General features: G+C 40.6%; 23 protein-coding genes. 8 read left to right on the forward strand and 15 right to left on the reverse strand.

Features of this window, described 5'->3' with window-relative positions:
- The first annotated feature begins 2 nt into the window (after positions 1 to 2).
- Together PY091_RS00690 and PY091_RS00695 are read left to right on the forward strand one after the other, a co-directional pair.
- Positions 3 to 1451: a M14 family zinc carboxypeptidase gene (locus PY091_RS00690; protein ID WP_275647826.1), complete on the forward strand. Its 1449-nt coding sequence runs from the start codon at positions 3 to 5 to the stop codon at positions 1449 to 1451.
- An 18-nt stretch (positions 1452 to 1469) separates the two neighbouring features.
- A complete protein-coding gene (locus PY091_RS00695; RefSeq protein WP_275647827.1) occupies positions 1470 to 2066 on the forward strand; it encodes a 3-keto-disaccharide hydrolase in 597 nt (198 codons plus the stop codon).
- A gap of 58 nt (positions 2067 to 2124) precedes the next feature.
- Here the strand turns inward: PY091_RS00695 and PY091_RS00700 are convergent, their stop codons facing one another.
- Together PY091_RS00700 and PY091_RS00705 are read right to left on the reverse strand one after the other, a co-directional pair.
- Positions 2125 to 3072 (reverse strand): 3-keto-disaccharide hydrolase, encoded by a 948-nt coding sequence (locus PY091_RS00700; RefSeq protein WP_275647828.1) that lies wholly within the window; start codon positions 3070 to 3072, stop codon positions 2125 to 2127.
- A 73-nt stretch (positions 3073 to 3145) separates the two neighbouring features.
- A complete protein-coding gene (locus PY091_RS00705; protein ID WP_275647829.1) occupies positions 3146 to 4228 on the reverse strand; it encodes a vWA domain-containing protein in 1083 nt (360 codons plus the stop codon).
- A gap of 214 nt (positions 4229 to 4442) precedes the next feature.
- Here PY091_RS00705 and PY091_RS00710 point away from each other — a divergent pair, with 214 nt between their 5' ends.
- The gene (locus PY091_RS00710; RefSeq protein WP_275647830.1) at positions 4443 to 4694 is read left to right on the forward strand and encodes a MoaD/ThiS family protein; all 252 of its coding nucleotides are present in this window, start codon (positions 4443 to 4445) and stop codon (positions 4692 to 4694) included.
- A gap of 15 nt (positions 4695 to 4709) precedes the next feature.
- Positions 4710 to 5339: a molybdenum cofactor guanylyltransferase gene (mobA, locus tag PY091_RS00715; protein WP_275647831.1), complete on the forward strand. Its 630-nt coding sequence runs from the start codon at positions 4710 to 4712 to the stop codon at positions 5337 to 5339.
- Here the strand turns inward: mobA and PY091_RS00720 are convergent.
- A complete protein-coding gene (locus tag PY091_RS00720; protein ID WP_275647832.1) occupies positions 5336 to 5482 on the reverse strand; it encodes a hypothetical protein in 147 nt (48 codons plus the stop codon). The genes mobA and PY091_RS00720 overlap by 4 nt on opposite strands.
- Positions 5483 to 5539: 57 nt before the next feature.
- Positions 5540 to 6178, reverse strand: a complete 639-nt coding sequence (locus PY091_RS00725; protein WP_275647833.1) for a GntR family transcriptional regulator — start codon at positions 6176 to 6178, stop codon at positions 5540 to 5542.
- An 86-nt stretch (positions 6179 to 6264) separates the two neighbouring features.
- Here PY091_RS00725 and PY091_RS00730 point away from each other — a divergent pair, with 86 nt between their 5' ends.
- On the forward strand, positions 6265 to 7851 hold the full coding sequence (locus PY091_RS00730) for a trehalase family glycosidase (RefSeq protein ID WP_275647834.1): 1587 nt from the start codon (positions 6265 to 6267) through the stop codon (positions 7849 to 7851).
- Between the two features lie 7 nt (positions 7852 to 7858).
- On the opposite strand, the gene PY091_RS00735 is transcribed toward PY091_RS00730, so the two are convergent.
- Positions 7859 to 8320, reverse strand: coding sequence for a hypothetical protein (locus PY091_RS00735; protein ID WP_275647835.1), 462 nt, complete (start codon positions 8318 to 8320; stop codon positions 7859 to 7861).
- Between the two features lie 145 nt (positions 8321 to 8465).
- Between PY091_RS00735 and PY091_RS00740 the strand changes: the two genes are divergently transcribed.
- Together PY091_RS00740 and PY091_RS00745 are read left to right on the forward strand one after the other, a co-directional pair.
- Positions 8466 to 9254 (forward strand): hypothetical protein, encoded by a 789-nt coding sequence (locus PY091_RS00740; protein WP_275647836.1) that lies wholly within the window; start codon positions 8466 to 8468, stop codon positions 9252 to 9254.
- A gap of 102 nt (positions 9255 to 9356) precedes the next feature.
- Complete coding sequence (locus PY091_RS00745) at positions 9357 to 10727, forward strand: aldehyde dehydrogenase (protein WP_275647837.1); 1371 nt, start codon at positions 9357 to 9359, stop codon at positions 10725 to 10727.
- Positions 10728 to 10806: 79 nt separating this feature from the next.
- Here PY091_RS00745 and PY091_RS00750 read toward each other — a convergent pair whose 3' ends face one another.
- The 8 genes from PY091_RS00750 to PY091_RS00785 all read right to left on the reverse strand — a co-directional run bounded on the left by PY091_RS00750 (position 10807) and on the right by PY091_RS00785 (position 18318).
- Positions 10807 to 11640, reverse strand: a complete 834-nt coding sequence (locus PY091_RS00750; protein ID WP_275647838.1) for a hypothetical protein — start codon at positions 11638 to 11640, stop codon at positions 10807 to 10809.
- A gap of 298 nt (positions 11641 to 11938) precedes the next feature.
- Positions 11939 to 12061, reverse strand: coding sequence for a hypothetical protein (locus PY091_RS00755; protein ID WP_275647839.1), 123 nt, complete (start codon positions 12059 to 12061; stop codon positions 11939 to 11941).
- A gap of 127 nt (positions 12062 to 12188) precedes the next feature.
- A complete protein-coding gene (locus PY091_RS00760) occupies positions 12189 to 13037 on the reverse strand; it encodes a hypothetical protein (protein ID WP_275647840.1) in 849 nt (282 codons plus the stop codon).
- Positions 13038 to 13133: 96 nt separating this feature from the next.
- A complete protein-coding gene (locus PY091_RS00765) occupies positions 13134 to 13754 on the reverse strand; it encodes a response regulator (protein ID WP_275647841.1) in 621 nt (206 codons plus the stop codon).
- Between the two features lies 1 nt (position 13755).
- Positions 13756 to 15702, reverse strand: coding sequence for a tetratricopeptide repeat-containing sensor histidine kinase (locus PY091_RS00770; RefSeq protein ID WP_275647842.1), 1947 nt, complete (start codon positions 15700 to 15702; stop codon positions 13756 to 13758).
- Between the two features lie 376 nt (positions 15703 to 16078).
- Positions 16079 to 16507 (reverse strand): FKBP-type peptidyl-prolyl cis-trans isomerase, encoded by a 429-nt coding sequence (locus PY091_RS00775; protein ID WP_275647843.1) that lies wholly within the window; start codon positions 16505 to 16507, stop codon positions 16079 to 16081.
- Between the two features lie 108 nt (positions 16508 to 16615).
- The gene (locus PY091_RS00780; RefSeq protein ID WP_275647844.1) at positions 16616 to 17707 is read right to left on the reverse strand and encodes an acyltransferase family protein; all 1092 of its coding nucleotides are present in this window, start codon (positions 17705 to 17707) and stop codon (positions 16616 to 16618) included.
- Positions 17708 to 17730: 23 nt separating this feature from the next.
- A complete protein-coding gene (locus tag PY091_RS00785) occupies positions 17731 to 18318 on the reverse strand; it encodes an ankyrin repeat domain-containing protein (RefSeq protein WP_275647845.1) in 588 nt (195 codons plus the stop codon).
- A 222-nt stretch (positions 18319 to 18540) separates the two neighbouring features.
- Here PY091_RS00785 and PY091_RS00790 point away from each other — a divergent pair, with 222 nt between their 5' ends.
- Positions 18541 to 20604, forward strand: coding sequence for a helix-turn-helix domain-containing protein (locus PY091_RS00790; protein ID WP_275647846.1), 2064 nt, complete (start codon positions 18541 to 18543; stop codon positions 20602 to 20604).
- A gap of 68 nt (positions 20605 to 20672) precedes the next feature.
- Here PY091_RS00790 and PY091_RS00795 read toward each other — a convergent pair whose 3' ends face one another.
- Both PY091_RS00795 and PY091_RS00800 read right to left on the reverse strand, forming a co-directional pair.
- Positions 20673 to 21716 (reverse strand): M8 family metallopeptidase, encoded by a 1044-nt coding sequence (locus PY091_RS00795; protein WP_275647847.1) that lies wholly within the window; start codon positions 21714 to 21716, stop codon positions 20673 to 20675.
- 163 nt (positions 21717 to 21879) lie between these two features.
- Complete coding sequence (locus tag PY091_RS00800; protein ID WP_275647848.1) at positions 21880 to 22725, reverse strand: MORN repeat-containing protein; 846 nt, start codon at positions 22723 to 22725, stop codon at positions 21880 to 21882.
- Positions 22726 to 22728 lie beyond the last annotated feature (3 nt).

Here is a 22728-nt window from a genome sequence, read left to right on the forward strand (position 1 = left end):
TCATGCTCAAACAATTACTCTCCTTGGTAATTATCTGTCTGGCATTCCAGGTGCAAGCACAAGATGAACTGACCTCCAAGCTTTATGAAACCTATGAAGATTATAAGGAATCCAGCATAGGCAAACGTAGAATCAAACATGCGGATATTCAACCTTTGATTGCCCAGTTAAAGTCCAATCCAAAATTTGAGGTACAAAAAGTTGGGGAGTCCATCCAAGGAAGGGATTTGCATTTGATTAGCATAGGTTCTGGAGATAGCAATATTTTTTTATGGTCTCAAATGCACGGTGATGAGCCAACGGCGACCCAGGCCATTTTTGATATCCTTAATTTTTTTAACGCCCCTGAGTTTAAGGAGGAGAAGGATGAGATTTTATCAAAGCTCAAACTTCACTTCTTGCCAATGCTCAACCCGGACGGGGCCGAAGTTTTCACAAGACGAAACGCCCTTGGTATAGACATCAACCGGGATGCCCTGAGATTACAATCACCAGAAGGAAGAACTTTGAAGCGACTTCGTGATAGTCTTGATGCCGATTTTGGTTTTAACCTGCACGACCAGAGCAAATATTACAATGCAGAACGTACAGAGAAACCAGCAACCATTTCGTATTTGGCCACTGCCTTTAATTATGAAAAAGACATCAATGAGGTACGGGCCAATGCCATGAAGGTGATCGTTTATATGGACAAAATCATTCAAAATTACGCGCCGGGGCAGGTGGGACGTTACAGTGACGATTTTGAACCTAGGGCATTTGGTGACAATATTGCCAAATGGGGGACCAGCTTAATATTGATTGAATCCGGAGGTTATCCCGGTGATCCAGAAAAACAAGAGATCCGAAAACTGAACTATGTCTCTATTCTATCTGCCCTGTATACCATGGCAAATGAATCCTATAAAGACATACCTGTCGAAGATTACGAAAAAATTCCCCGAAATGATCGTATGTTGTTCGACCTTAAAATCGAAAATGCGACCTATGAATTGCTAGGGGATTCATATATCCTGGATTTGGGCATTTTTAACCAAGAGGTCGACCTCGAGGGACACAATCAATTTTATTACAAAAGCATAGTGGCAGACCAAGGCGATCTCTCCACTTATTACGCTTACCAAACTTTTGATGCCAGTGGATATACCATTGTTCAGCCCAAAGTGGCCAAAGTTGATAGAATTGATAACCCATTGAATTTATTAAAAGATGGTGTAGCTTATGTAAAAACAGAAAAGCCCGAAAAAAGTGCTTTTGTACATTTTCCTTTGATACTTGTTGATGAAAAATTCGAACTAAAAAAATTCAGATTACAGCCAGGTATAAACCCAACCTTCTTTTTAAAGAAAGATGGAAAACTAACACATGCCGTGGTCAATGGCTTTTTAATAGACCTTGCCAAACCTTTAGACCAACAAAACTCGGGCAACGGCCTAATCAATAGCAAATAAACCTTAATCCACAAGAAAATGAAAAATATACTTTGGGGACTGTTGTTAGTAGCAGCACAGTTTATTTCCGCACAGGAAACGATCACTTTGTTTAATGGTGAAAATTTAGATGGCTGGATAAATCATGGAGAAGAAAAATGGTTTGTGGAAAATGGTGAACTAATTTGTGAAAGTGGACCAAAAGGCGAGTATGGTTATTTGTCGACCGAAAAATTTTACAAGGATTTTGAACTGACCTTGGAGTTTAAACAAGAGGCAGATGGAAATAGCGGAGTTTTTATCCGTTCCACTTTTGAAGGAACCAAAGTAAGTGGCTGGCAAGTAGAAGTTGCCCCTCCCGGAAAGGATACGGGTGGAATATACGAGTCTTATGGCCGTGGCTGGTTAATAAAGCCGGAGCCCGAAAAAGACAAAGTCCTAAAGATGGGGGAGTGGAACACTATGAAAATCCGAGTAAAGGGCCCTGAAGTCACTTCTTGGCTCAATGGGGTGGAAATGGTGCATCTCGAAGATGAAATTATTGGTAAAGGCAAGGGTGCCATAGCACTTCAAATACACGATGGCGGAGGTATTCGGGTTAAGTGGCGAAACATACAACTTGTTTCTTTGGATTAAGAGCAAAATAAAAGCCCGAATTAAAAATTCGGGCTTTATTTTCAATAACTGCTTCCTTTTAATTTTTCAAAGGAGTTACTTCAAAACTTTTATATTCAATTGGGCCGTGGTCACCTTGAATCATAAATGGACCCGGTTCTCCTTCTTTACTGTCCAACGCTCCTCCTGTAATTCCAGGAATAGTGGCATCAGAAATAACGGTTTTACCATTTAGGGTAACCGTCACCCTTCTTCCGATCAAAGTGATATCGTAAGTCTGCCATTCACCTGCGGGTTTGGATGCATTTTCATTAGGCTCCAAAAAACCATAAACACCACCTAAATAAATATCAGAAGGTTCATAACCTTCACTATCCACGATTTGAACTTCGTAACGTCCGCGTAGGTAGATACCGCTATTACTTCCTGATGGATAACGGAATTCAACATGTAATTTAAAATCTTGGAATTTCTCATCGGTAATAAGGTTGGAACCAGATTCTGGACTGGTCAAGATTCCATCTTTTACCACCCACTGGTTTTTGTCACCATCAACATGCCAACCGGTAAGGTCTTTACCGTTGAAAACATCGATAGTTTTTCCCCATTTTGGATTTTCTGTGTAAGCCAGTTCAGGTGCTTTGGTTCCTGTCCAATTAATAATGGAACCATCGGTATAGATAATTGTCCCCTTTAATTCCTCTCCTTTTAATTCCCCGTGGAAAATCATATCACTTCCCTTAGGCTCCCATTGATTGGGTATGCTAAATGTAAATTTGTTCTCTCCGAAAGTTTCTACCTCGGCAATGGGTCTGGCACTACCGAATGCGAAAACAAAACGTCCAAGCAGCGTTGCTGTTCCCGAATGTCTTATTTCCAACCAAGAAGGGGAGGTCCTCCCCATAAAATCCATTTCCAAATCCCATCTTCCTTCCAAAGGACTGATTTTTTGGGCATAGAGATTACTGGTTAACCCCAATAATAAGGCGCAAATTAAAGTGTAAATCGTTTTTCTTTGGGTAATCATACGTATGTTTAGTTTTATTCCTGAACAAGATACGTATAATCCAAAAATTAACTAATTAAGATGTGGCCGATGCTTACTCGCAACCTCCCGTAAATCCGTTGGCGCTGAACTTTGTCTGTACAGCTCCCTCCAAACCATTGTGGGTCAATTGGATTACTAAGTTGCTTTCACCGCTACCATCCCGTTTAGGAGTACAATATTCAAACAAATAGTAACTGCCAGCCTGTTCCTCCACACGTTGAGAAATATCGTTAAACGTGTTTTCCAGTTCTTCTGAATTGCTGGCAAAGACACTCGCGGTCTTTCCGATCTCAGTCAACACTTCTGTATCTATTTCAGCACCAAGTCCAATAGTAAAGAAGGAGATATTCCTATCGGCTTCTTCAACGGCACGCAGTGCATCCGATTCCCTGTAGCGGGATGCTTGGTCGGTACCATCTGTAAATAAAACTACGGATGCTGCGTTAATCACCTCGGCATTCTCAGCAAGTAAATCTTCCGCAATATTGGTTGATTTTATCACTGCACCGTACAAATCTGTTGATGGGTCGTTGCTAATATCCGTAGTGATGCCATCTACTGAGGAAGTTAACTCGGTAGCCGAAGAGGTCAATGGATTCAAAAGATGTAATTCGTCCTCACCATCGAACCAATAAATCGCCATTTTAAATGATTCCGAGCTTGGAGAAGGCATAACATTGTTGATAAAACTGATTGTAGCAGCTTTCAGTTGGTCCAAACTGCCTTGTAATACACTATTGCTCAAATCCAAGACTAAGAGCGTATTGTTATTGAACACCTGAGAATTTGGTGAGATTCTAGCGAAGGATTCCGATGAGGATATGGAATTAAAACAGTCATCGTTCCTGCCTTGCTCATAAATGGAAAATTGATTGGCGGATAATCCTGAAATTGGGTTGCCCAATAAATCGGATACCCTAAAAAGAACGGATACCTTCCCTGGCAAGGTTGTAAACTCATCTTGAATGGATAAGTGCAATTCGTTCTCGCCAAATCCCAAACAATCATCTGGTTCTTCGCCCAGTCCAAGTTCTCTGTCGTTTATGTCGAAACTTACATCGTCTTCTGCGTTGCCACAGGAAAATATAAGAAAGCTCAATGATATTAGGAATGCAAATTGAAGTATGTTTTTCATTTTCATATAAAGTTAAGGTCCTGCAAGCACAACGTATAAATTCACTTAAAAGTATGCCCATTGTACAGAAATGAATTAAAGAAAAGTTAAAAGAAATTTGTACTTGTTAAAATGGTTTGGTTCCAATCAATTTTTAATATTTTCACCCTGTACAAAACCTACCAACCTATCTAACCAAAACCATAATAAACAATAACACTAATAGGTTGATACTATGACTATACTTTTGTTCGGAGCTACCAAGGATATTATAGGCACCCCGACTTTATCCGTTCCCACAGCGAGCTTAAGCGGCAAAAAAATCCCAAATACCGTTGGGGAACTCAAGAGGTTTCTTGAAAACACTTACCCAGAACTCAAATCCATATCCAAAGTGACGGTTGCAGTAAACCAAAATTATGCTTCGGATAATGATAAAATCAATTCTTATGATGAAATTGCGCTGATTCCGCCACCCAACAGGTAATTTTAAGCTATTACAGTGAAGTCAACATGGAGCACATCAGCGAATAACAACCCCAAACTATATGGATTGGTATTGTCCGGTGGTGCAAGCTCTCGAATGGGAAAGGACAAAGGCTTAGTGGAGTATCATGGTATTCCACAACGCGAATATGTATATGCCCTTTTGAACCAATTGTGCGACGAGGTTTTTCTAAGTGTTCGGGAACAACAGCTACATGGGGTGCCCAATGACTTCAATACCATTGTTGACCAGGATAAACACTCAGGTCCATTCAATGGTATCTTAAGTGCGTTTAGTGCGCACAGGAATGTGGGTTGGTTGGTTTTAGCCTGTGACCTTCCTTTAATGGATAGGGAGACCTTACTACAATTGATACATGCAAGAGATTCCGGTAAATCGGCAACTGCCTTTAAAAATCTTGAAACCGGTGAGCCTGAACCATTGGCTTGCATTTGGGAAAAGAAAGGTCTGGAAAAAGCTTTGGTGTTTTTACAACAATCCGATTACGCCAGTCCAAAAAAGTTTTTAATGCAAACCGACATCAAACTTGTGCATGCGAATAGAACGGATGCATTGCTGAACGCCAATTCACCATCTGATTATGCGTATGTAAAAAAGAAGTTGCTGGAGCAGGAGGGAGGCTAGCTCCTCGGGGCGGTTCTTTTATGACCGTCCAAATCCAAAGTTTCCAAATCTTGAAAAGTTCCACAAGAAATCTGTCTTTTTACAAGTGATTTGGATTTCTTTCTTTTGGTGCGCGATTCTATTTCTTTGTTCAGGTAATTCATTGTGAACTATTTTTCCTAAAACGAAAGTAGCACTATTTTATTTTGACAATCAGAAGATTAACCTTTTTTAACGCTGATCTGCGATTCGATATGTTCCAATATGGACATCCAATGCATACGAAGAATCAAAGCTGCTGTGGGCACATTATCCTCTTTGATCGCCTCAACAACAGAACGGGTCTGCACGCTCAGTTTTTTAAAAAAACCAAAGTCACGGATAAGATCATACTCGTAAAAATGAAGCCGTAATTTCAAATCCTTTAAGATTTGCAACAATACTTTATTGGTACAATGCTGCACCAACTCATTATGAAAATTAAATCGGGCCCTGAGTCCTTCAGTAATGGTTGTAGTAGCCTCCATTTCCGAATGTAATTTGCCCAACCCTTCCATTTCTTCCAGGTTGAATTCCGATTGCTCCAAAGCCATCACCTCCAATTGCGCCACAATTTCTATAAGATTTTTGACTTCTGTTTTGGATAGCTTTGCTACCATAAAACCACGGTTGGGAATTGCTTGTAATACTTGTGCATGCTCCAGCTGGCTCAAGGCTTCACGGATGGGAGTTACACTTATACCGGTAGCTCTGGATAAAGCGGCTAAATTAATGGTCTTTCCCACTTGTAGTTCTCCATTCTGGATTTGGAACAACAAATGTTCCTTGATCTTATCCCTAAGTACCAATGTCTTTCCCATAGTTCAAAAATAAAAATCGTATACGATTTAACGGAATTCTATTACGCTTATTATTATATATTTAGGCTTTCAAAAATTAAGATATCATGAAAAACCTATGGTTGGTGCTATTCGTTTCTTTGTTTGTTATTGGCTGTAAGCAGTCCGAAAAAACCCCTGCGGAACCTATTAGTCTTTATGAAACAGAATTATTTAAAGATGTTCAAATGTCCGGTGTTTTTGAGGACTCCAAAACATTTGTAGACCTAGTGCCGACAAAAGATATAGCAATACTTGAAAAAGAATATCTTAACACTAAAGATAATCAAGGTTTTAGACTGGATAGTTTTGTGCTTAAAAACTTCAAAAACAGGTCTTTGGAAGGGCTTCAATTTAAATTGGACACCACCAGAAACATGTATGAGCATATTTCCAATATGTGGAACATTTTAAAACGCAGCCCCGATAGTGTAATCGCAAATTCTTCGAGGATTGCACTTCCCTACAAATATGTTGTGCCCGGCGGAAGGTTTCAGGAAATCTATTATTGGGACAGTTATTTTACGCTTGAGGGTCTTTTGGTCGATAACGAGGAGGAAGTTGCTCAGGGTATGGTGCAAAATTTTGCTTTTTTAATTGATTCACTTGGGTTTATACCAAATGGTACCAGGGACTACTATAAAACACGCTCCCAACCGCCTTATTTCGCTTTAATGGTAGATGCCATTGCCAGAGATAACAACGATTTATTGGTGGAATATCTCCCGCAGATGACTAAGGAGTACAATTATTGGATGGAAGGAGCTCTCCCTGGAGATAGTCTGAATCCCGTAAAACGAGTGGTAAACCTAAAAAGCGGTGAAACATTGAATAGGTATTGGGATTCAGGTCAAACTCCTCGCCCGGAATCGTACAGGGAAGATTTTTTGCTAGCCGAAGGTCTAGAATCCGATTCCTTGAAACAACGACTTTATAAAAATTTACGTTCCGCTGCAGCATCAGGCTGGGATTTTAGCAGTAGATGGTTTGGGGAAGAAGGTGGGCTGGCTTCTACGGAAACCATTTCCATATTGCCCGTGGACCTAAATTGCCTATTGTATTTTATGGAAAAATCCATCGCACGGGCGTCCGCAATAAAAGGGGATACTACTTCCCAAGAACACTATCTGGATTTGGCTGAAAAGCGAAAATCGATGATTCAAGCGTATTTCTGGAACGAAACCGAAGGATATTATTTTGATTATAACATCGAGGATGAAACCTTCACTCCAAAACTAACATTGGCAGGGGTAACACCTTTGTTTTTTGAAATAGCCACACCGGACCAAGCGGAACAAGTAAAAAATGTGATCATGAACGCTTTTTTAAAAGAAGGGGGATTGGTAACCACCTTGGAACACAGCGGGCAACAATGGGACGCACCAAACGGATGGGCGCCTTTGCAATGGTTGGCCGTGAACGGCTTATTAAACTACGGCTATGTTGACGAGGCTAAGGAAATTATGAATCGTTGGTTGACACTTAACGAAAAAGTCTATCAGAACACAGGTAAAATGATGGAGAAATACAATGTGGAAGACCTTTCCCTGCTATCGGGAGGGGGGGAGTACCCTACACAGGATGGTTTTGGTTGGACCAATGGCGTTGCTCTGGGGTTCAAACAAATCCTAGAAGATTTAGAGAAGCCCAATTAGCAGGATTTTATCTGCGCTCGTAAACAAAACTGGCCACTCCGGGCAATTCTTCCCCTTCATTTTTAACTACGGTGTTGTTTTTCAGCTCCAAGGTGCCAAGTAATGTACTTCCCTGAAAAACAACTTGTAGACCATCACTGGCCCAAGCTCCGGTAGCTTGCGACATGCCGGAACACTGCACCACATATTGGTTATTAGTTATTGTGGTGATATTAAAAACAGTCTGTTCAAACTGGTAAGTGGTATCGTCCCGTAAAACAATGGTTCCCGTGATACAATCTTCCTCATCCATAAGGTTGGTGGAAGTGGTGCCATCCCCATCCAAATCGACCGCAGTACTAACATTAACGGCAATCAAATCCCATGTTCCAACAAGTTCTGCACTGGAAAATCCATTACCGTTTTCCTCGTTGTCTTCACTACAGGAAATTATGGCAACCATTAAAAATAGATACTTAAAATTCTTCATAGCATAATGTTAAGTGGTGATGAAAATACTACAATTTGTCTAAAGACCGCTTCCAACACCCTTGCAGTTCATCGATTTGTATGATGGGATTACACTACAAGACCCTTAAAATCGTTAGTTCAACATCAATACATAACCAAATAAAATGAAGAAACTTACGCTAAGAATCTTATCCATTGCCGTTTTGGCCATTGCTTTAATTGGATTTCAATCCTGTAGTGAAGATGCAATGCCAGGAGAGGGTGAAGCCCTTACATCGGCAGAACTTGAAACCATATTGTCAACAGACAATATTGCTGGAGCAGCCGATACTGCATTGGCAGAACTATTTGCCGGGAATTCAGCAAAATCCTATTCGGCCAGAGAAGGGGACTGTTATACCGCAGAATATACCGAAACCGGATTTGTGGCCACGTTTAATAACTGTGTCCTTAATGGAACGGATAATGTAAATGGTACCGTAACGGTTACCTACACCACAGGGGAAGAGGCATCTTCTTTTACCGCCACCTATCAGGATTTTTATGTAGGCAGCATTAAACTAAACGGTACAAGAAGTTTTGAAATTACCGCTAACAGTGAAGCAACTTCTATTTTGTTCTCCGTGATCAGTGATATGTCCGTAGAAATGGAAGATGGCGCCGTTATCTCTGAAAACGGGACCAAAACTTTTGGAATCACCTTTGGTGATAGTTTGGAAACCACGGTGTTCAGCCTTGCTGGTAATTGGACGGTGGAGGCCAATGAAAACACCTATATCGTAGAAACATTGGAAGATTTACAAGGCAATGCCTCTTGTGAATATTTGACTTCCGGTGCAATGACAGTTTCCAAAAACGGACTTGCTGTAACGGTTGATTTTGGAAATGGTGAATGTGATGACATCGCCACTATAATTTATCCAAACGGGGCAACCGAAGAAATTACTTTGTAATCCCCTTTGATCATATAATGAAAAAGCACCGGTAATCCTGGTGCTTTTTTGTTTTGATCGTATTCGGGCTTAGATTATTATATTTAGAGAAATAATCGGATTATGGTGAAGCAATTGGTAGCAGCCCAAAATGAGTTTTTTGATACGCAAAAAACTAAGGATGTTGCATTTAGAAAACAGTATCTCAAAAAATTGCAACAAGAGATCCTTGATCAGGAAGACGCTATTTGTGATGCGCTATACGCCGATTTTAAAAAGCCAACTTTCGAAAGTTTGGCCACTGAGACCCAGTTGGTGTTGGCCGAGCTAAAACTTGCAATTAAAAATGTAGGGGAGTGGAGTACCCCAAAAAGAGTAGGGGCCTCGTTGTCCAATTTTCCTTCCAAGGATTGGATTCAACCTGAGCCCTACGGCAAAGTTTTGATTATTTCCCCTTGGAATTACCCATTTATGCTGGCCATTGCACCCTTGATCGGCGCTATAGCAGCTGGCAATACAGCTATTGTAAAGCCATCCGAGTTTAGTGAGCATACCTCCAAGATAATTTCCCGAATCATCCGCAAGGTGTTTCCTCCAGAATATGTAACCGTAGTGGAAGGTGGAGTAGAGGTTTCCAGCGAATTACTGGCAGAAAAATGGGAATATATCTTTTTTACCGGCAGTACACGGGTAGGCAAGATTGTTTATAAAAGTGCTGCAGAACATCTGACCCCGGTCACCTTGGAACTAAGTGGAAAAAATCCATGTATTGTGGACAGTACGGCAGCCATAAAATTGGCGGCCAAACGAATAGCGTGGGGGAAATTTATAAATGCCGGACAGACCTGTATTGCTCCAGATTATATTTTGGTGCATGAAAGTGTAAAAAAAGCACTGGCAGACCATATAAAAGACCAAATAACTCAATTTTACGGGCAACAACCGGAAAGTTCTCAGGATTTCGCCAGAATTGCAACGAGCAAACATTATGAAGAACTTAAAGTTATGCTTAAAGACCAAAATTTGCTTTTGGGAGGTGATTGTAACGATGAAAATCAATTTATTGCTCCAACCTTAGTGGATGAGCCTAAAATGGACAGTTCTCTTATGGAAGGGGAAATTTTCGGTCCCATATTACCGATAATCTCGTTTACCAAGGAAAGTGAATTACATGGCTACATTTCCAAATATCCCAATCCATTGGCGTTTTATGTGTTTTCCAGTGATAAAAAATTTCAAAAACGATTGATGGACCGATATTCTTTTGGTGGCGGAACAATAAACGATACGGTGGTCCACATTAGCAACAAGAATTTACCGTTTGGTGGTGTGGGACAATCTGGTATTGGCGGATATCACGGTAAATATACATTTGATTTGTTTTCGCATCATAAATCCATTTCTAAAAGAGGCACCTGGTTAGATGTACCATTGCGTTATGCACCGTATAAATTACCGATAGATTGGATAAAGCGTATAAAACATTTATTCTAGTCAGAATTCACTATAGAGAGGGGTTCTGAAAAATCCTATTTTACATAACATAAATTATAGTACAAATGTACTTTTCAATCTATTTGGAATTAGCAGGCCCTAGAAATTTTGGGCTCAATCCAATTCCAAAACCCCACCAACGCCGGCCATTGTATTTCCATGATTTACCAATAGTACTTGTAGCGTGATCATGACCTATGGGGATAAATGAGAAAGCTATATCATTAAAAGAAAGATTAAAAGATAAACCGGTTGAAAGAAATAGCTCATTTTGCTCTCCCGTAGCGTCCGAGGGGAAACCATTTCTTTGAGAATCGCTGAATTCTTCAACAGTTGGAGATATTATTACTCCGATTGAAGCTCTCATCAATAATTTTTTCCCACTTTGATAATAAATCTCCCTACGTCCTCTAATTAAATCAAAATTTACTGCCAGATTCTTAAGACCTGAAGTAGTTATACGTTTTAAGTCGTCATTACCAGGCCTTATCTTATATGGAATTGTCAATAGTGAAGCAGATTTTAAAAAATTTTTAAATGAAAATCCTATTTTCTCTTTTAAAACAAAATTTCTATCTCGCCTTAGCTCTAGTATGACTTCGTATAAGTCATTTTCTTCCAAATCCTCATAAGTGTTTTTGTAATTCTTGGGATAATCATCGTTTATTTGAGACTTCTTAGGTATATAACCATAAAGTTTTAACTTATTGCCATCATGTTTGACTGACTTGATTTCGCTTAAAAAAGTTTTCTCTTCTTCATAGACAGTATAGAAGTAATCGTCCCACTCGATTGTAAGTGTTCTATCGTTTTTCTTATCTACCTTTATAATTTGATCTTTGAGAAATACTTTATCTTGCCCGAAAATCGTTTGGGTAACTATCGCAAATAAACAAATTACTAGTTTTTTCATGAATGGTCGTTTTTATTAAAAAAAAGAATGGTTGAATCTTAAAGTCAATAATACCAACTAAAAGGCATCTCAAGGGGGAAAGTAACTAGTAGGAAGTCAATAACTTGGAGACCAACAAGATAGCTAATGTCCTCGAAAACTCATTACACGAAATCCTTAAAAATTTTGCGGCTTTTATTGCTGATTTCTAGGGTTTTACCTCAATTTAACCCATAAAAAAACCACCCAATTTGGGTGGTTCAACTGAACTATGTATAGTCAATGGTTAGCGCATTTTGCAGTACATATAACCTACCTATTAGTAGTCGCCTTCGCGATACTCATAAGGCACTTCTCCGTTACTTTTTCTGCATGACGCCATTGTAACCAATGAGGATACCACAACCATTAATAATACCAATACCTTTACTTTTCTTTTCATAGTTTAATTTTTTGGTTCTACTTATTTAACAATCACAAGTTCCTGTAAATCAGTAGATAATTTTTAATAGCAATACACTAAATCTTAATTTGGCTGAAAACTACTAGAGCTCAATTTTTCTTTGCCACTATCGCAACACACAGGGCCCATCTTCCGGACTCAATTGCTCTACGATCAGTTGTTGTCCATTATTCCCAAAAGTGCCGTTTAAGATGTTATGATCATCAAATGGGGCGCCCACATTACCTACGGGAAATGGCAATTGACCTTGAGCAAAATTGGCAAAGTCACTCGCAATACGGAACGTGGCAAAAAACTCGTTGCCAGTTTGGCGGTAAATACCGTAGCCACGTCTTACAATTGGATTGGCCGCTCCTTGCACATGGGTATCCTGCTGCCTAAATATGGACCCCAGTACCGGAAATTCCGTAGGAACGGACCTGTGGACGAGTTCTATCGCATTTTCCTCACTACTTGCCGCTTGTACATTGATCACAGGGCATCCATAATTTGCTGTGGCCCTGGGCGGCGCTTGCTCGTTAAGTCCATGGCCAATACAAATGGCTATCATTTCGTCGGTAGCAAAGGCTGCCACCAGACCAAATTGAGGCATGATCACGGTACTGGTTTCATTTAATCCTGCCGGAAAAGGCATGGTAGGCCCTGCGGGCATTTGAATGGTAATCTGATCGTTCACATAGGTGTAACTGCCCGAAAACGAAAAGTCTTGGTGCATATCGGTCGTAAAAAGTACATCCAATGTTCCATCTTGGTGAAAATTGAAATACCACTCCAAATTGGAGCCACGCCTGGCAGCAACATAAAGCGCCTCAAAAGTTTGATTGGGCTGAAACGGGAAAAGGTTGTCCACCGTTTCAAGAATATCTTCCTCCGACAGAGGCATGTCCGGCAAGGGGTCGTTTGTTTCGGAACAGGCCACAACAAACAATAACAATACTAAAAATAGATTTTTCAAAATGTTGGGTTTTATGGGTTAACAACTGCAATTTCCGATATGATCGGTTTACATTTTTAGCCGCTAAACCCTAAAACCAAGATTGGCTGAATACTACTAGGCCCAGCCTTTTTTGAGTGCATACCGCACCAATTCCGCACTGTTTTTAAGCTCCAGTTTCAACAATATATTTTGTCTGTGCGACTCTACCGTGTGTTTGCTCAAATGAAGGCGCTCGGCAATCTCTCGCGTGGTGAGGCCTTCGACGATCAATAAAATCACTTCTTTTTCGCGCGGAGTTACCATTCCCTGTTTATTTTTTTCCCGAAGACTTTGGATGACCATTTGCGTGGTCTCTGGTGGAAAATAACTCCCAACTTTGTGTACTTGTTCAATGGCACCGAGCAATATTTGCTGGTCCGAATCTTTTTTGAGGTAGCCATCGGCCCCTGCCGATACAATATTTTGCACAAAAGCACCAGAATGATGCATGGTCAACACCAGTACTTTGGTGATCGACTTTTTCTTTTTCAATTCCTTGAGCACCTGAAAACCATCCACTTCGGGCATTTCTATATCCAGCAGCAAAACATCTGGTTCGGCATTCATCATCAAATCCAAGGCTTCCTGACCATTGGCGGCCTGCCCAATGATCTCCAATTGTTCAAAATCGCCCAACATGGCTGCTATACCTTGCCTAAAGAGCATATGGTCATCTGCAATAAGTACTGAAATCATGTTATACTGGAATTTGAATGTTAAGAATGGTTCCCCGATCGGGCGCACTGTCGATGGAAAAGATTCCCTTTAACAATTGAACCCGCTGCTTTATATTTTTGAGGCCTATCCCCTCTGTTGTGGAATACATAATGCCCTTGCCATCGTCCTCGATCATTAAGACCAGGTGCTCCTTATGCTTGTTCAGTTGAATGAACAAATTCTTGGCACTTGCATGTTTCAACACATTCTGCAAGGCTTCTTGCACAATTCGATACAATTGGATTTCCTTGAGGGGCTCCAAACGTTCCTCCCCCTGATTGCTTAAAAACTGTGCGTTGATCTCGCCCTCGTTCAAATTCTCGAGCAAAGTGTTTATAGCGGCCACCAAACCAAACCTGACCAACTCCCCGGGCATAAGGTTGTGCGAAATCTGCCTTACTTGGTTCGTGGTTTGCTCCAAGGTGGACAAAGCACTTTCCATCTCGGGTGAAGGTTCATTCATTTTCTGTTTGGCCATTTCAAATTTGGATTTGGTCAATGCCAACGACCCCCCGATGCTATCGTGCAGGTCTTGGGCAATGCGCTTACGCTCTTCTGTCTGGGTTTCGGATATGGCCAAGATTAATTCGTGCTGCTTTTTGTTCTGTAAGCGTTGTCGGAACAGCACAAAGCCCAGAATCCCGATCAATGCGATAGCACCCAAGCCAAAATACAATTGTCTCATTCGGCGATTTTGCTTCGCAATCACAATCTCTCCTTCCTGCTTTTGTTTGGAAAGTTTCAGCAGTTCATTTTCCTTTTGTTGGGTCTCATATTTAACTTCGAGCTCACTGATGGCCTTGAGGCGCTCCTCTCCTACTATACTTTCATTCAAATCATGATATTTGATGTAGTACTCCAATGCTTTTCTGGGTTTGTCGATTGTATCATAAAACTCGGAAAGGTTGAAGTAGGCATCCCTTAGTTTATCCCTATTCCCTAGTTTTTGGGTCATGGCCACACCAAGGTCAAAATATTCCAGAGCTTTGGCGTTATTTCCGGTTTTATGTTCCAGCCAACCTACATTTTGGTAACCCAGTGCCATGGATTGAATATCGTTTTGGGAGATGGCCAAATCAAGCCCTTTTTGATAATAATAAAGAGCTCGATCATAATTCTGTTGCATCTCTTTTAACCTGCCCAAGTTATTGTAGTTCTTTGCGGCGGAAATACTATCGCCCGTCTCCAAATAAATGGCCAAATCCTTTAAAAACCATTCTTCGGATTTATCAAAATCACCTTGTTCCGCATAAATAATGGCCATATTCCCTATTGCTCTTGAGCGTTCAAAAGCATTGTTGATCGCTGCTGCTTGGTCCAATGCCTTACTGGTGTATTCCTGAGCCTTTTCCCAATCTCCCGTGCCCATATAAACCACACTGATGTTGTTATAAATACCGGGCAAACAGTCCAACTCTTGATTAGCTTCACATATCTCCATTGCTTTAAAATGTGATTGCAGCGCCTTTTCGTAGGATGATGTATAATAATGGCAGGTCGCAATCGTAGAATGTAAATAAATCAATTCATCTGGTTTGGACAACTTCTCAAACTCAAGTGCTTTTGCTCCATCTTCCAGGGCCAATGCATATTGATGATGAAATAATTCGTTTCTGGATTTCACCAAAAGGAACAAGAAGTCCTTGCGTTCCAAGTTTTTGGTGTTGATCAAGGGCTCAATACTATCCAAAAGGGCCTGCATTTCAGCCTTCACTCCTATTTGTTGAAGTTTCCATGCTTTTTCCAATGTCTGCAATAGATCATCGGCCTTTTCCTCATCATCCTGAGTGATGAAGGAATCCAACAGAGAAGATAATTCTGTTCTGGTGCTATCACTTTGCGATAATTGGGAACTGGATAATTGGGCCAGTAATAAAAAACCAAGTATCGTTAAGACGTTCCTCTTTAACCGAGAAGTGAATTTCATAGAGGTTGGTTTAAATAAAAGCTTGTTCGTAAAATAGACATGCTTGTCTATTCAATTACACTAAACGTTTGCATGCCCTTTAAATTATGGGAAAGTTATACGTTATCTGCCCTTTGGACCCATTATCTGATGAAAATACAGCAGAAATCCAAAAAACATAAGGTTCAACATACAAAACTCCCAAAATTGAAAAACTTTACAAATATCTGGATTGGACGGCTATACTTGAAGACCATTTATTGCCAATTCTAAAATTGGCTGTAAACTACTAGGGTGATCTAAAGGAAGAATTTTCTAGCCAACGACCAAATTGGACCAAAAAAAACCGTCTCATCCAAAAAGGACGAGACGGCTTTTAAAAAATCTTAAAAGGAATTTATAGTATTTCCACTACTTCTAGGTCGAATACCAAATCTTGTCCGGCCAAAGGGTGGTTGGCATCCAAGATGATATCGTTTTCCTCAACTTTAGCAACTCTAAACTGCTGCTGTTGACCTTCCGCATTGGAACCCACTAGTCCCATTCCTACTTCGGGCTTAATATCTTCGGGTAATTGAGATTTGGATATTTTTTGAAAAAGTGACTCGTTTACTTCTCCGTAAGCTTCTTTTTTATCGATGGTAATGGTTTTTTTCTCATTTACCTCCATATCGATAAGTCCTTTTTCAAAACCCGGTATAAGTTGACCTTGACCCAAGGCTACTTCCATAGGCTCTCTTTGCAGCGAACTGTCAAAAATTTGTCCATTGGTAAGTTTACCTGTGTAATGAACCTTTACCGTATCATTCTCTTTTACTTTACTCATAATTTTGGTTTACAATTTTAAAATCAAAACGTTGCAAATATACAGGGTATAAAACAGTTAAACGAAGGAGTTTCTGTTCGTTTTGCTAAAACTCCCTTAAAATTGCCTTTATCTGTCACTAATTATGATTTCTGAACCGATTTTGTTGTCAGACTTCCCTTTCAGTCCAAATAAAGGTCTTAAAAATCCTATTCTTCGGATCAGGAACTCATACAACACATAACACAATGCAAAAGTGAATACAGTTATCGCTATAAACTGTAAAGCTGGATGAATCTTTATGGGTAAAATCAACAATCCGCCCAAATACATTACAAACATATGGATGATGTACACCGGATAGGCCGCTTGGCTCAAATAGCGCAGTAATCCACTAGGTCGGTTTAGATATCGATATCCCAGACCGAATACTCCAAAAATCCAACAAGTGGATTCCAAGGCCATTAAATACCCTGGTGCTTCCAATTGAAATTCCAAATAACGGACGGCATACAATAATAAGCCCATTGCCAAATAGCCCCAGCGCCATTTTTTTACCGTGTTCCAAAAACTTTCACCACTGTAGACGAACAAGTAACCAAAAAAGAAAGCCAATGCACCCAAGAAGAAGCCGTGCCAAGTTTCGGCATACAAGGAATAAATCTGTGGTTTTACCAAAATGGCTTCCAGCATAAAAAAGAGTGAAACCAACAAAGGTCCGCCCGGATTGGACATCAACTTATTTAAAAGTTGTTGGAACCTACCTCCCTCCTTCTGTTTTAAGAAATAGAAAATGGGCAAAAACAACAGCACGTAGACAAAAATATTCCCCAAAAACCAGAGATGTCCCATATGGGGATAATACCCCAAAGGCAGCTTGTAGAATTTTTGAAAAATGAACATATGCAACGGAGCAATGGCCACTATACCAAAGAGCAATGGCAACAGTATTCTTCTGGCCCGCTCCCCTACCAATTGCTTCCAATTGCGTTTGCGCATGGCAAAATAGAGTCCCATTCCCGATACAAAGAACAAGATTGGAATACGCCAAACATTGAGCATGGACATGGGAGTCCATAATCCTTCCAGGGTCTCATTACTTCTTATAAAGCCTACAAACATGGCCCAAGGTTGAAAGATAATGGCAATATGGTAAATCAGTAGCAAGGCAATGGTGATTACCCGCAACCAATCAATATCGTGTCTACGTTCTGTTTTCATGACTTGTTTCGTTTTTTGATGAATTATTGTAGCATTACGGCAATGGTAGGACGTGTTTCCTCAATTTCTTCCAAGTCCAATTGAAGACCAATGGGCCCCAATTGCTGTTGCATCATTTCGTAGATGGGTTTTACATCGGCAAACGGACCAATAACGGTTTCGCGTGCAGTTGCCCCATAGTTGTTCTTTACCTGTTTGTCGGCCCCTGCATCCATCAACATTTTAACTCCTTCAACCTTACAGAAGAAAGCAGCCACATGCAGTGCCGTGGAACCATCATTATTTTTAATGGATAGGTCGGCACCGGCATCGATCAAGGCTTGTGCAATGTCCTGCTTATCAAAAGTGATTGCGGTAATCAAAGGTGTTGATCCGCTCAACGGGTCTTTCTCGTTGATGTTGGTTCCAGCTTTTATATGTTGCTCCACAGCCTCCAAGTTTCCGGATACCACCGCGGCAGAAAGAGCAATGTCCGGTGCCTTAACTTCAGATTTGGCCGAAACCGTCTTATCGGCGGTTGACTTTTCGTCTTTACAAGCGGATAGGCTTACCAACATAATACATAGGGCGCAGGTTAGAATTCTCATTGAATTGCTTTTAAAATTTTTCATGACTTTTCGTTTTACGTGTTGAACAATAAATTTTATGGTACAAAGATTCTCCAAAGCCTGATGCAGCACCAATCAGCTATGCCGCGTTGTATATAAGTTCTGCACTGACCATGAAAATTATGGCGCATCGATATTAATTATGCGGCAAAACCTGCATTTTTGCCATGGAAAGGAATCGCTTATATTTGTTCAACCTATGCAGTTATTAATCTGCAAACCACGATGCTAGACAAACCAAAAGGGCAGAAATTTACCGATGAAGCCAAAGAGATAATCCTAGAACACCTGAGCGATGAGCATTTTGGTGTTTCGGAATTGGCCAATACCATGCACATGAGCCGTTCGAGCCTATTGCGCAAATGCAAAAAGCAGACAGGATTATCGGCAAGTCAGTTTATTCGACAAATCCGATTGGAAGAGGCCATGGAATTACTTCAAGAATCCGACCTTACCGTTTCGGAGGTTTCTTACCGAGTGGGTTTTGGCAGCACTTCTTATTTTATCAAATGTTTTCGGGAGCATTACGGTCACCCGCCGGGTGAAGTTGGTAAAAATGATTTGGAAACAACACAGGAAGAACCTACAGCATCATTTCTGAATAAATACATATGGGCCCTGTTGGCCTTTACTATTTTGATACTAGGTGGCATTGCCTATGTATTGATTCCCTCTTCCCCTCCTGCTGCAAACACCACACAAAAATCAGGCGTAGAAAAATCCATTGCGGTGCTGCCCTTTAAAAATGAGAGCAGTGATTCCACCAACCTTTATTTCGTCAATGGTTTGATGGAAGCGTCTTTGGGCAACCTTCAAAAAATTGAAGATTTACGCGTGATCAGTCGAACATCGGTGGAAAAATACCGCAACTCCAATCAGAACATCGGGGAAATTGCTTCGGAATTGGATGTAAACTATATTGTGGAAGGTAGTGGGCAAAAAGTGGGCGATCAAGTAATGCTCAATATCCAATTGATCGATGCGGCAACCGACACCCGAATCTGGGGCGAGCAATATACTCACCAAGTGGTTGATATTTTCGCCGTGCAAAATGAAGTGGCCAAGAAAATTGCGGACGCCATCGAAGCCAAGGTAACTCCTTCTGAGTTGGAACAGATTGATAAGAAACCTACGGACAATCTTGCTGCCTACGATTATTACCTTAAAGCCCAAGAGCCCTTTAACCGAGAAACAGAGGAAGGTCTTTTGGAAGCCATCCCTTTGTTTGAAAAAGCCATTGAGGAAGACCCTGAATTTGCCTTGGTATATGCCGATTTGGCAATAGCGTACTACTACTTGGATTTGTATAAAAAGGAGAAACAGTATACCGAAACCATTAATGTGTACGCCGACAAGGCCTTGCTACACGACTCCAAACTCACCGAGAGTTTAATTGCAAAAGCCTTGTATTATATGCATATTGGTGATTACAGGTTGGCTGTCCCCCATTTGGAAAAAGCATTGGAATACAACCCCAATTCTTCGGGCGTGGTAAATATGTTATCATCCATTTATTCCAATGCACTCCCCGATACCGGCAAATATTTGGAATATGCCCTTAAGGGCATTCAATTGGACGTGGCGGACAATGATACGGCCAAGAGCTATATTTACCTGCATTTGAGCAATGCTCTGATTCAATCCGGGTTTACGGATGAAGCCTTGGAATACATTAACAAATCGATTGAGCTATTTCCCCAAAATCCCTATGCAACCTACCTTAAAGCCTATATCCGTTATGCCAAAAACAAGGACATCAAGCAGACGTTGAGCGCCTTAAAACAGGAACTTAGGAAAGATTCCACACGGTTGGACATATTACAGGAGGTGGCCAAATTACATTACTTTCAGAAAGAATTTGATAGTGCATACCATTACTACAAACCTTTTAATGAAATAAAAAAAATAAAAGGATTGAACATTTACCCCCAAGAGGACATAAAACTGGGGTATACTTATGAAAAAATGGGTTTTCAAGAAGAGGCTGATAGGCTCATTGCTTCTTACGCCCAATATTGCGAAAATGACCAATCCATTTATCAGCCAGCTAGTATGGCGGTGCTATATGCCTACGAAGGTAAGTATGCTGAAGCTATTGAAGAATATGAAAAGTTTGCATCAAAAAATCATTTTCAGTATTGGATGATCTTATTTATGACCATGGACCCTGCATTGGACTCCCTAAAGTCCTACCTGGGCTATAATGAAGTGATTCAAAAAATAGAAAATAGGTTTTGGGAAAACCATAACCGTTTAGAAGAAACTTTAAAAGAAAAGGGATTGCTTTGAGCCCAATGGAAAAATAAAAAGGCCCACTAGTTCAAGTGGGCCTTTTTATTTTATGGACTATCCGAATATTACTTCTTTTTGGTGTTGTCCACAAATCCGATAGGTAATAATAATGTTTCTTTGGCAGCTATGTTCAAACCTTCTCCTGAGGCACTCTCAAGTTCGGTAAGTTCAACACCGGGGGTACCTTTTGGTAAATAGTATTGTTCACCTACACTTGCGGCACCATAACCAAGATCGGCCATAGATCCAGCCGTAATTCTACTTAATGGGTTTTCGCCCAAGTTTAGGAATCCGGTCATCAACTCGTTATACAAAGTTGATTCCTGCCAATGCCCATAAGCGGTTCCAGGGCCATAAAGGCTTTCGATCGGCAATTCTCCGGTACCACCTTCGGCATTCCAGAAAACATTGGCCTTATGGCCTGCAAAATATGGACTGGTGGCCGTTCCTTGAAGCAATGTTCTGCCCGGAACATTCCACAACGTACCAATTCCCAGTACATGGCCCATTTCATGGACAATTACCTCTTCAAATAGATCTAATCCCTCCAAAAAGTCCAAATCTTCAACATCAAAATACATCACACCTGAAATGGTAAGATAGTCGCTTGTTCGAACAAACCGTGGTCCTGCTTGTCCCAAAATACCACCAGGGCCATCTATTTGTGCCAGTGCGACTTCGATAATAATGTCATCCAAAGTACCATCAACAGCTGGAGGAGCTCCAGCAAATGCAGAGGGTATTGTTGCTGTAATGGATGGTACATCTTTTATAATAATACGTTCCCAACGTGCAGCTGCTGCATCGAATACTTCGGCTTGCCTTTCGGTCGGGGGCAAAATGTATTTCAGGGTGATATTAAAGCGACCGTTATCGTTTCCAGCTGCCCCAGTTGCACGTGCTTCAGTAATCTGGGTGTCTGTCAAATCATCAATAATAATGGGAGTGCCATCAGTTTGTGCTAAAGTTAAGGCAGGCGTTACTGAGGTTTGGAATACTTCTGGTTCTTCAACCGAAGCTGTATCGTCGGAGCATGAATTAAGGCCAAAGGCACCAATTATGGCAGCCAGACCTAAAAATTGTGAACGGAAATTAATGAGGTTTTTCATAAACGTGTTCTCAGTTAAGGGTTAGTATTAATACAATTTCATTTCGTGTTTATGAAATTAGCAATTAACCTTTTAAACTGAGAAGTGATACACGGATGACCTCAAATTCTGTGTAAACGGAATTGATTTACGTAAGAACGGTAAAGAAGAAATTTAAAATATGCTATTTTTCGTTGAGTTCCACTAGTTTATCATCGTCCCATTCTCCACCTGCGACAACGTCTCCATTGGAATCGTAGAATTTACCGGCACCACTTCGTTTATCATTTTCCCACTCTCCGGTATACTTTTCACCATTGGGCCAATAATAGGTTCCAAAACCGTTGCGCTTGTCATTTTCATAGCTACCGACGTAATATTCTCCATCTGCCCAATAAAATGTACCTTCTCCATGTCGTTGATTGTTCCTCCACTCTCCTTCGTACCTGCTTCCGGTGTCTAGTAGTGCCACTCCAAATCCATGTGCCTTACCCTCTTTTACCTGTCCAATGTAATGTAACTGATTTCCTTTTTTGCTCGTAAAGGTCAAGTATTCTCCAAAGGATTTTTGTTGTAACTGTTTTTTCAATCTTGCCAATTGAACTTTGGCTTTCTCCAAGGAAAAATTGATGGAGTCATATTTTCTAACAGCAACTTCTTCGGACCAATCAGATGGTGGCAAGTTGTCCTGTTCGGTTTTTACACTATCCTTAATGGGTTGGGTTTTTATTTGGTTGCCCTTCAACTTTTCGGCCAGTGCAATTCTCAGTGGAACAATCATTTGATTCTCCTTATCTGCATTCATCGAGGCATGATAGGACTCAATTGCACTATCATATTCACCTTGCAACAGCAATGAATCGATTTCTGCCAATTTTTCGTAGGCTACTACCTTATTCGAGTTGATTTTGTTCTCTTCTTTTATTTGTGCCAGTTCCTTACTCAATTGATTGGATTTTGAAATAAAGAACAGCATTCCGGCGGCCAAAAGAAATAAGAAGATAAATGGAGCGTATTTTTTAAAAGTCATGCG

Source organism: Flagellimonas okinawensis (assembly GCF_029194005.1).
GTDB lineage: Bacteria > Bacteroidota > Bacteroidia > Flavobacteriales > Flavobacteriaceae > Flagellimonas > Flagellimonas okinawensis.

What these genes read in the sequence shown, in the direction of transcription:
- PY091_RS00800 (WP_275647848.1), bottom strand. Translation starts at nt 22,725, where the DNA reads ATGACTTTTAAAAAATACGCTCCATTTATCTTCTTATTTCTTTTGGCC.
- PY091_RS00690 (WP_275647826.1), top strand. Translation starts at nt 3, where the DNA reads ATGCTCAAACAATTACTCTCCTTGGTAATTATCTGTCTGGCATTCCAG.
- PY091_RS00745 (WP_275647837.1), top strand. Translation starts at nt 9,357, where the DNA reads ATGGTGAAGCAATTGGTAGCAGCCCAAAATGAGTTTTTTGATACGCAA.
- PY091_RS00740 (WP_275647836.1), top strand. Translation starts at nt 8,466, where the DNA reads ATGAAGAAACTTACGCTAAGAATCTTATCCATTGCCGTTTTGGCCATT.
- PY091_RS00750 (WP_275647838.1), bottom strand. Translation starts at nt 11,640, where the DNA reads ATGAAAAAACTAGTAATTTGTTTATTTGCGATAGTTACCCAAACGATT.
- PY091_RS00755 (WP_275647839.1), bottom strand. Translation starts at nt 12,061, where the DNA reads ATGAAAAGAAAAGTAAAGGTATTGGTATTATTAATGGTTGTGGTATCC.
- PY091_RS00780 (WP_275647844.1), bottom strand. Translation starts at nt 17,707, where the DNA reads ATGAAAACAGAACGTAGACACGATATTGATTGGTTGCGGGTAATCACC.
- PY091_RS00765 (WP_275647841.1), bottom strand. Translation starts at nt 13,754, where the DNA reads ATGATTTCAGTACTTATTGCAGATGACCATATGCTCTTTAGGCAAGGT.
- PY091_RS00710 (WP_275647830.1), top strand. Translation starts at nt 4,443, where the DNA reads ATGACTATACTTTTGTTCGGAGCTACCAAGGATATTATAGGCACCCCG.
- PY091_RS00790 (WP_275647846.1), top strand. Translation starts at nt 18,541, where the DNA reads ATGCTAGACAAACCAAAAGGGCAGAAATTTACCGATGAAGCCAAAGAG.
- PY091_RS00795 (WP_275647847.1), bottom strand. Translation starts at nt 21,716, where the DNA reads ATGAAAAACCTCATTAATTTCCGTTCACAATTTTTAGGTCTGGCTGCC.
- PY091_RS00695 (WP_275647827.1), top strand. Translation starts at nt 1,470, where the DNA reads ATGAAAAATATACTTTGGGGACTGTTGTTAGTAGCAGCACAGTTTATT.
- PY091_RS00785 (WP_275647845.1), bottom strand. Translation starts at nt 18,318, where the DNA reads ATGAAAAATTTTAAAAGCAATTCAATGAGAATTCTAACCTGCGCCCTA.
- PY091_RS00700 (WP_275647828.1), bottom strand. Translation starts at nt 3,072, where the DNA reads ATGATTACCCAAAGAAAAACGATTTACACTTTAATTTGCGCCTTATTA.
- PY091_RS00705 (WP_275647829.1), bottom strand. Translation starts at nt 4,228, where the DNA reads ATGAAAAACATACTTCAATTTGCATTCCTAATATCATTGAGCTTTCTT.
- PY091_RS00735 (WP_275647835.1), bottom strand. Translation starts at nt 8,320, where the DNA reads ATGAAGAATTTTAAGTATCTATTTTTAATGGTTGCCATAATTTCCTGT.
- PY091_RS00770 (WP_275647842.1), bottom strand. Translation starts at nt 15,702, where the DNA reads ATGAAATTCACTTCTCGGTTAAAGAGGAACGTCTTAACGATACTTGGT.
- PY091_RS00725 (WP_275647833.1), bottom strand. Translation starts at nt 6,178, where the DNA reads ATGGGAAAGACATTGGTACTTAGGGATAAGATCAAGGAACATTTGTTG.
- PY091_RS00775 (WP_275647843.1), bottom strand. Translation starts at nt 16,507, where the DNA reads ATGAGTAAAGTAAAAGAGAATGATACGGTAAAGGTTCATTACACAGGT.
- PY091_RS00730 (WP_275647834.1), top strand. Translation starts at nt 6,265, where the DNA reads ATGAAAAACCTATGGTTGGTGCTATTCGTTTCTTTGTTTGTTATTGGC.
- PY091_RS00720 (WP_275647832.1), bottom strand. Translation starts at nt 5,482, where the DNA reads ATGAATTACCTGAACAAAGAAATAGAATCGCGCACCAAAAGAAAGAAA.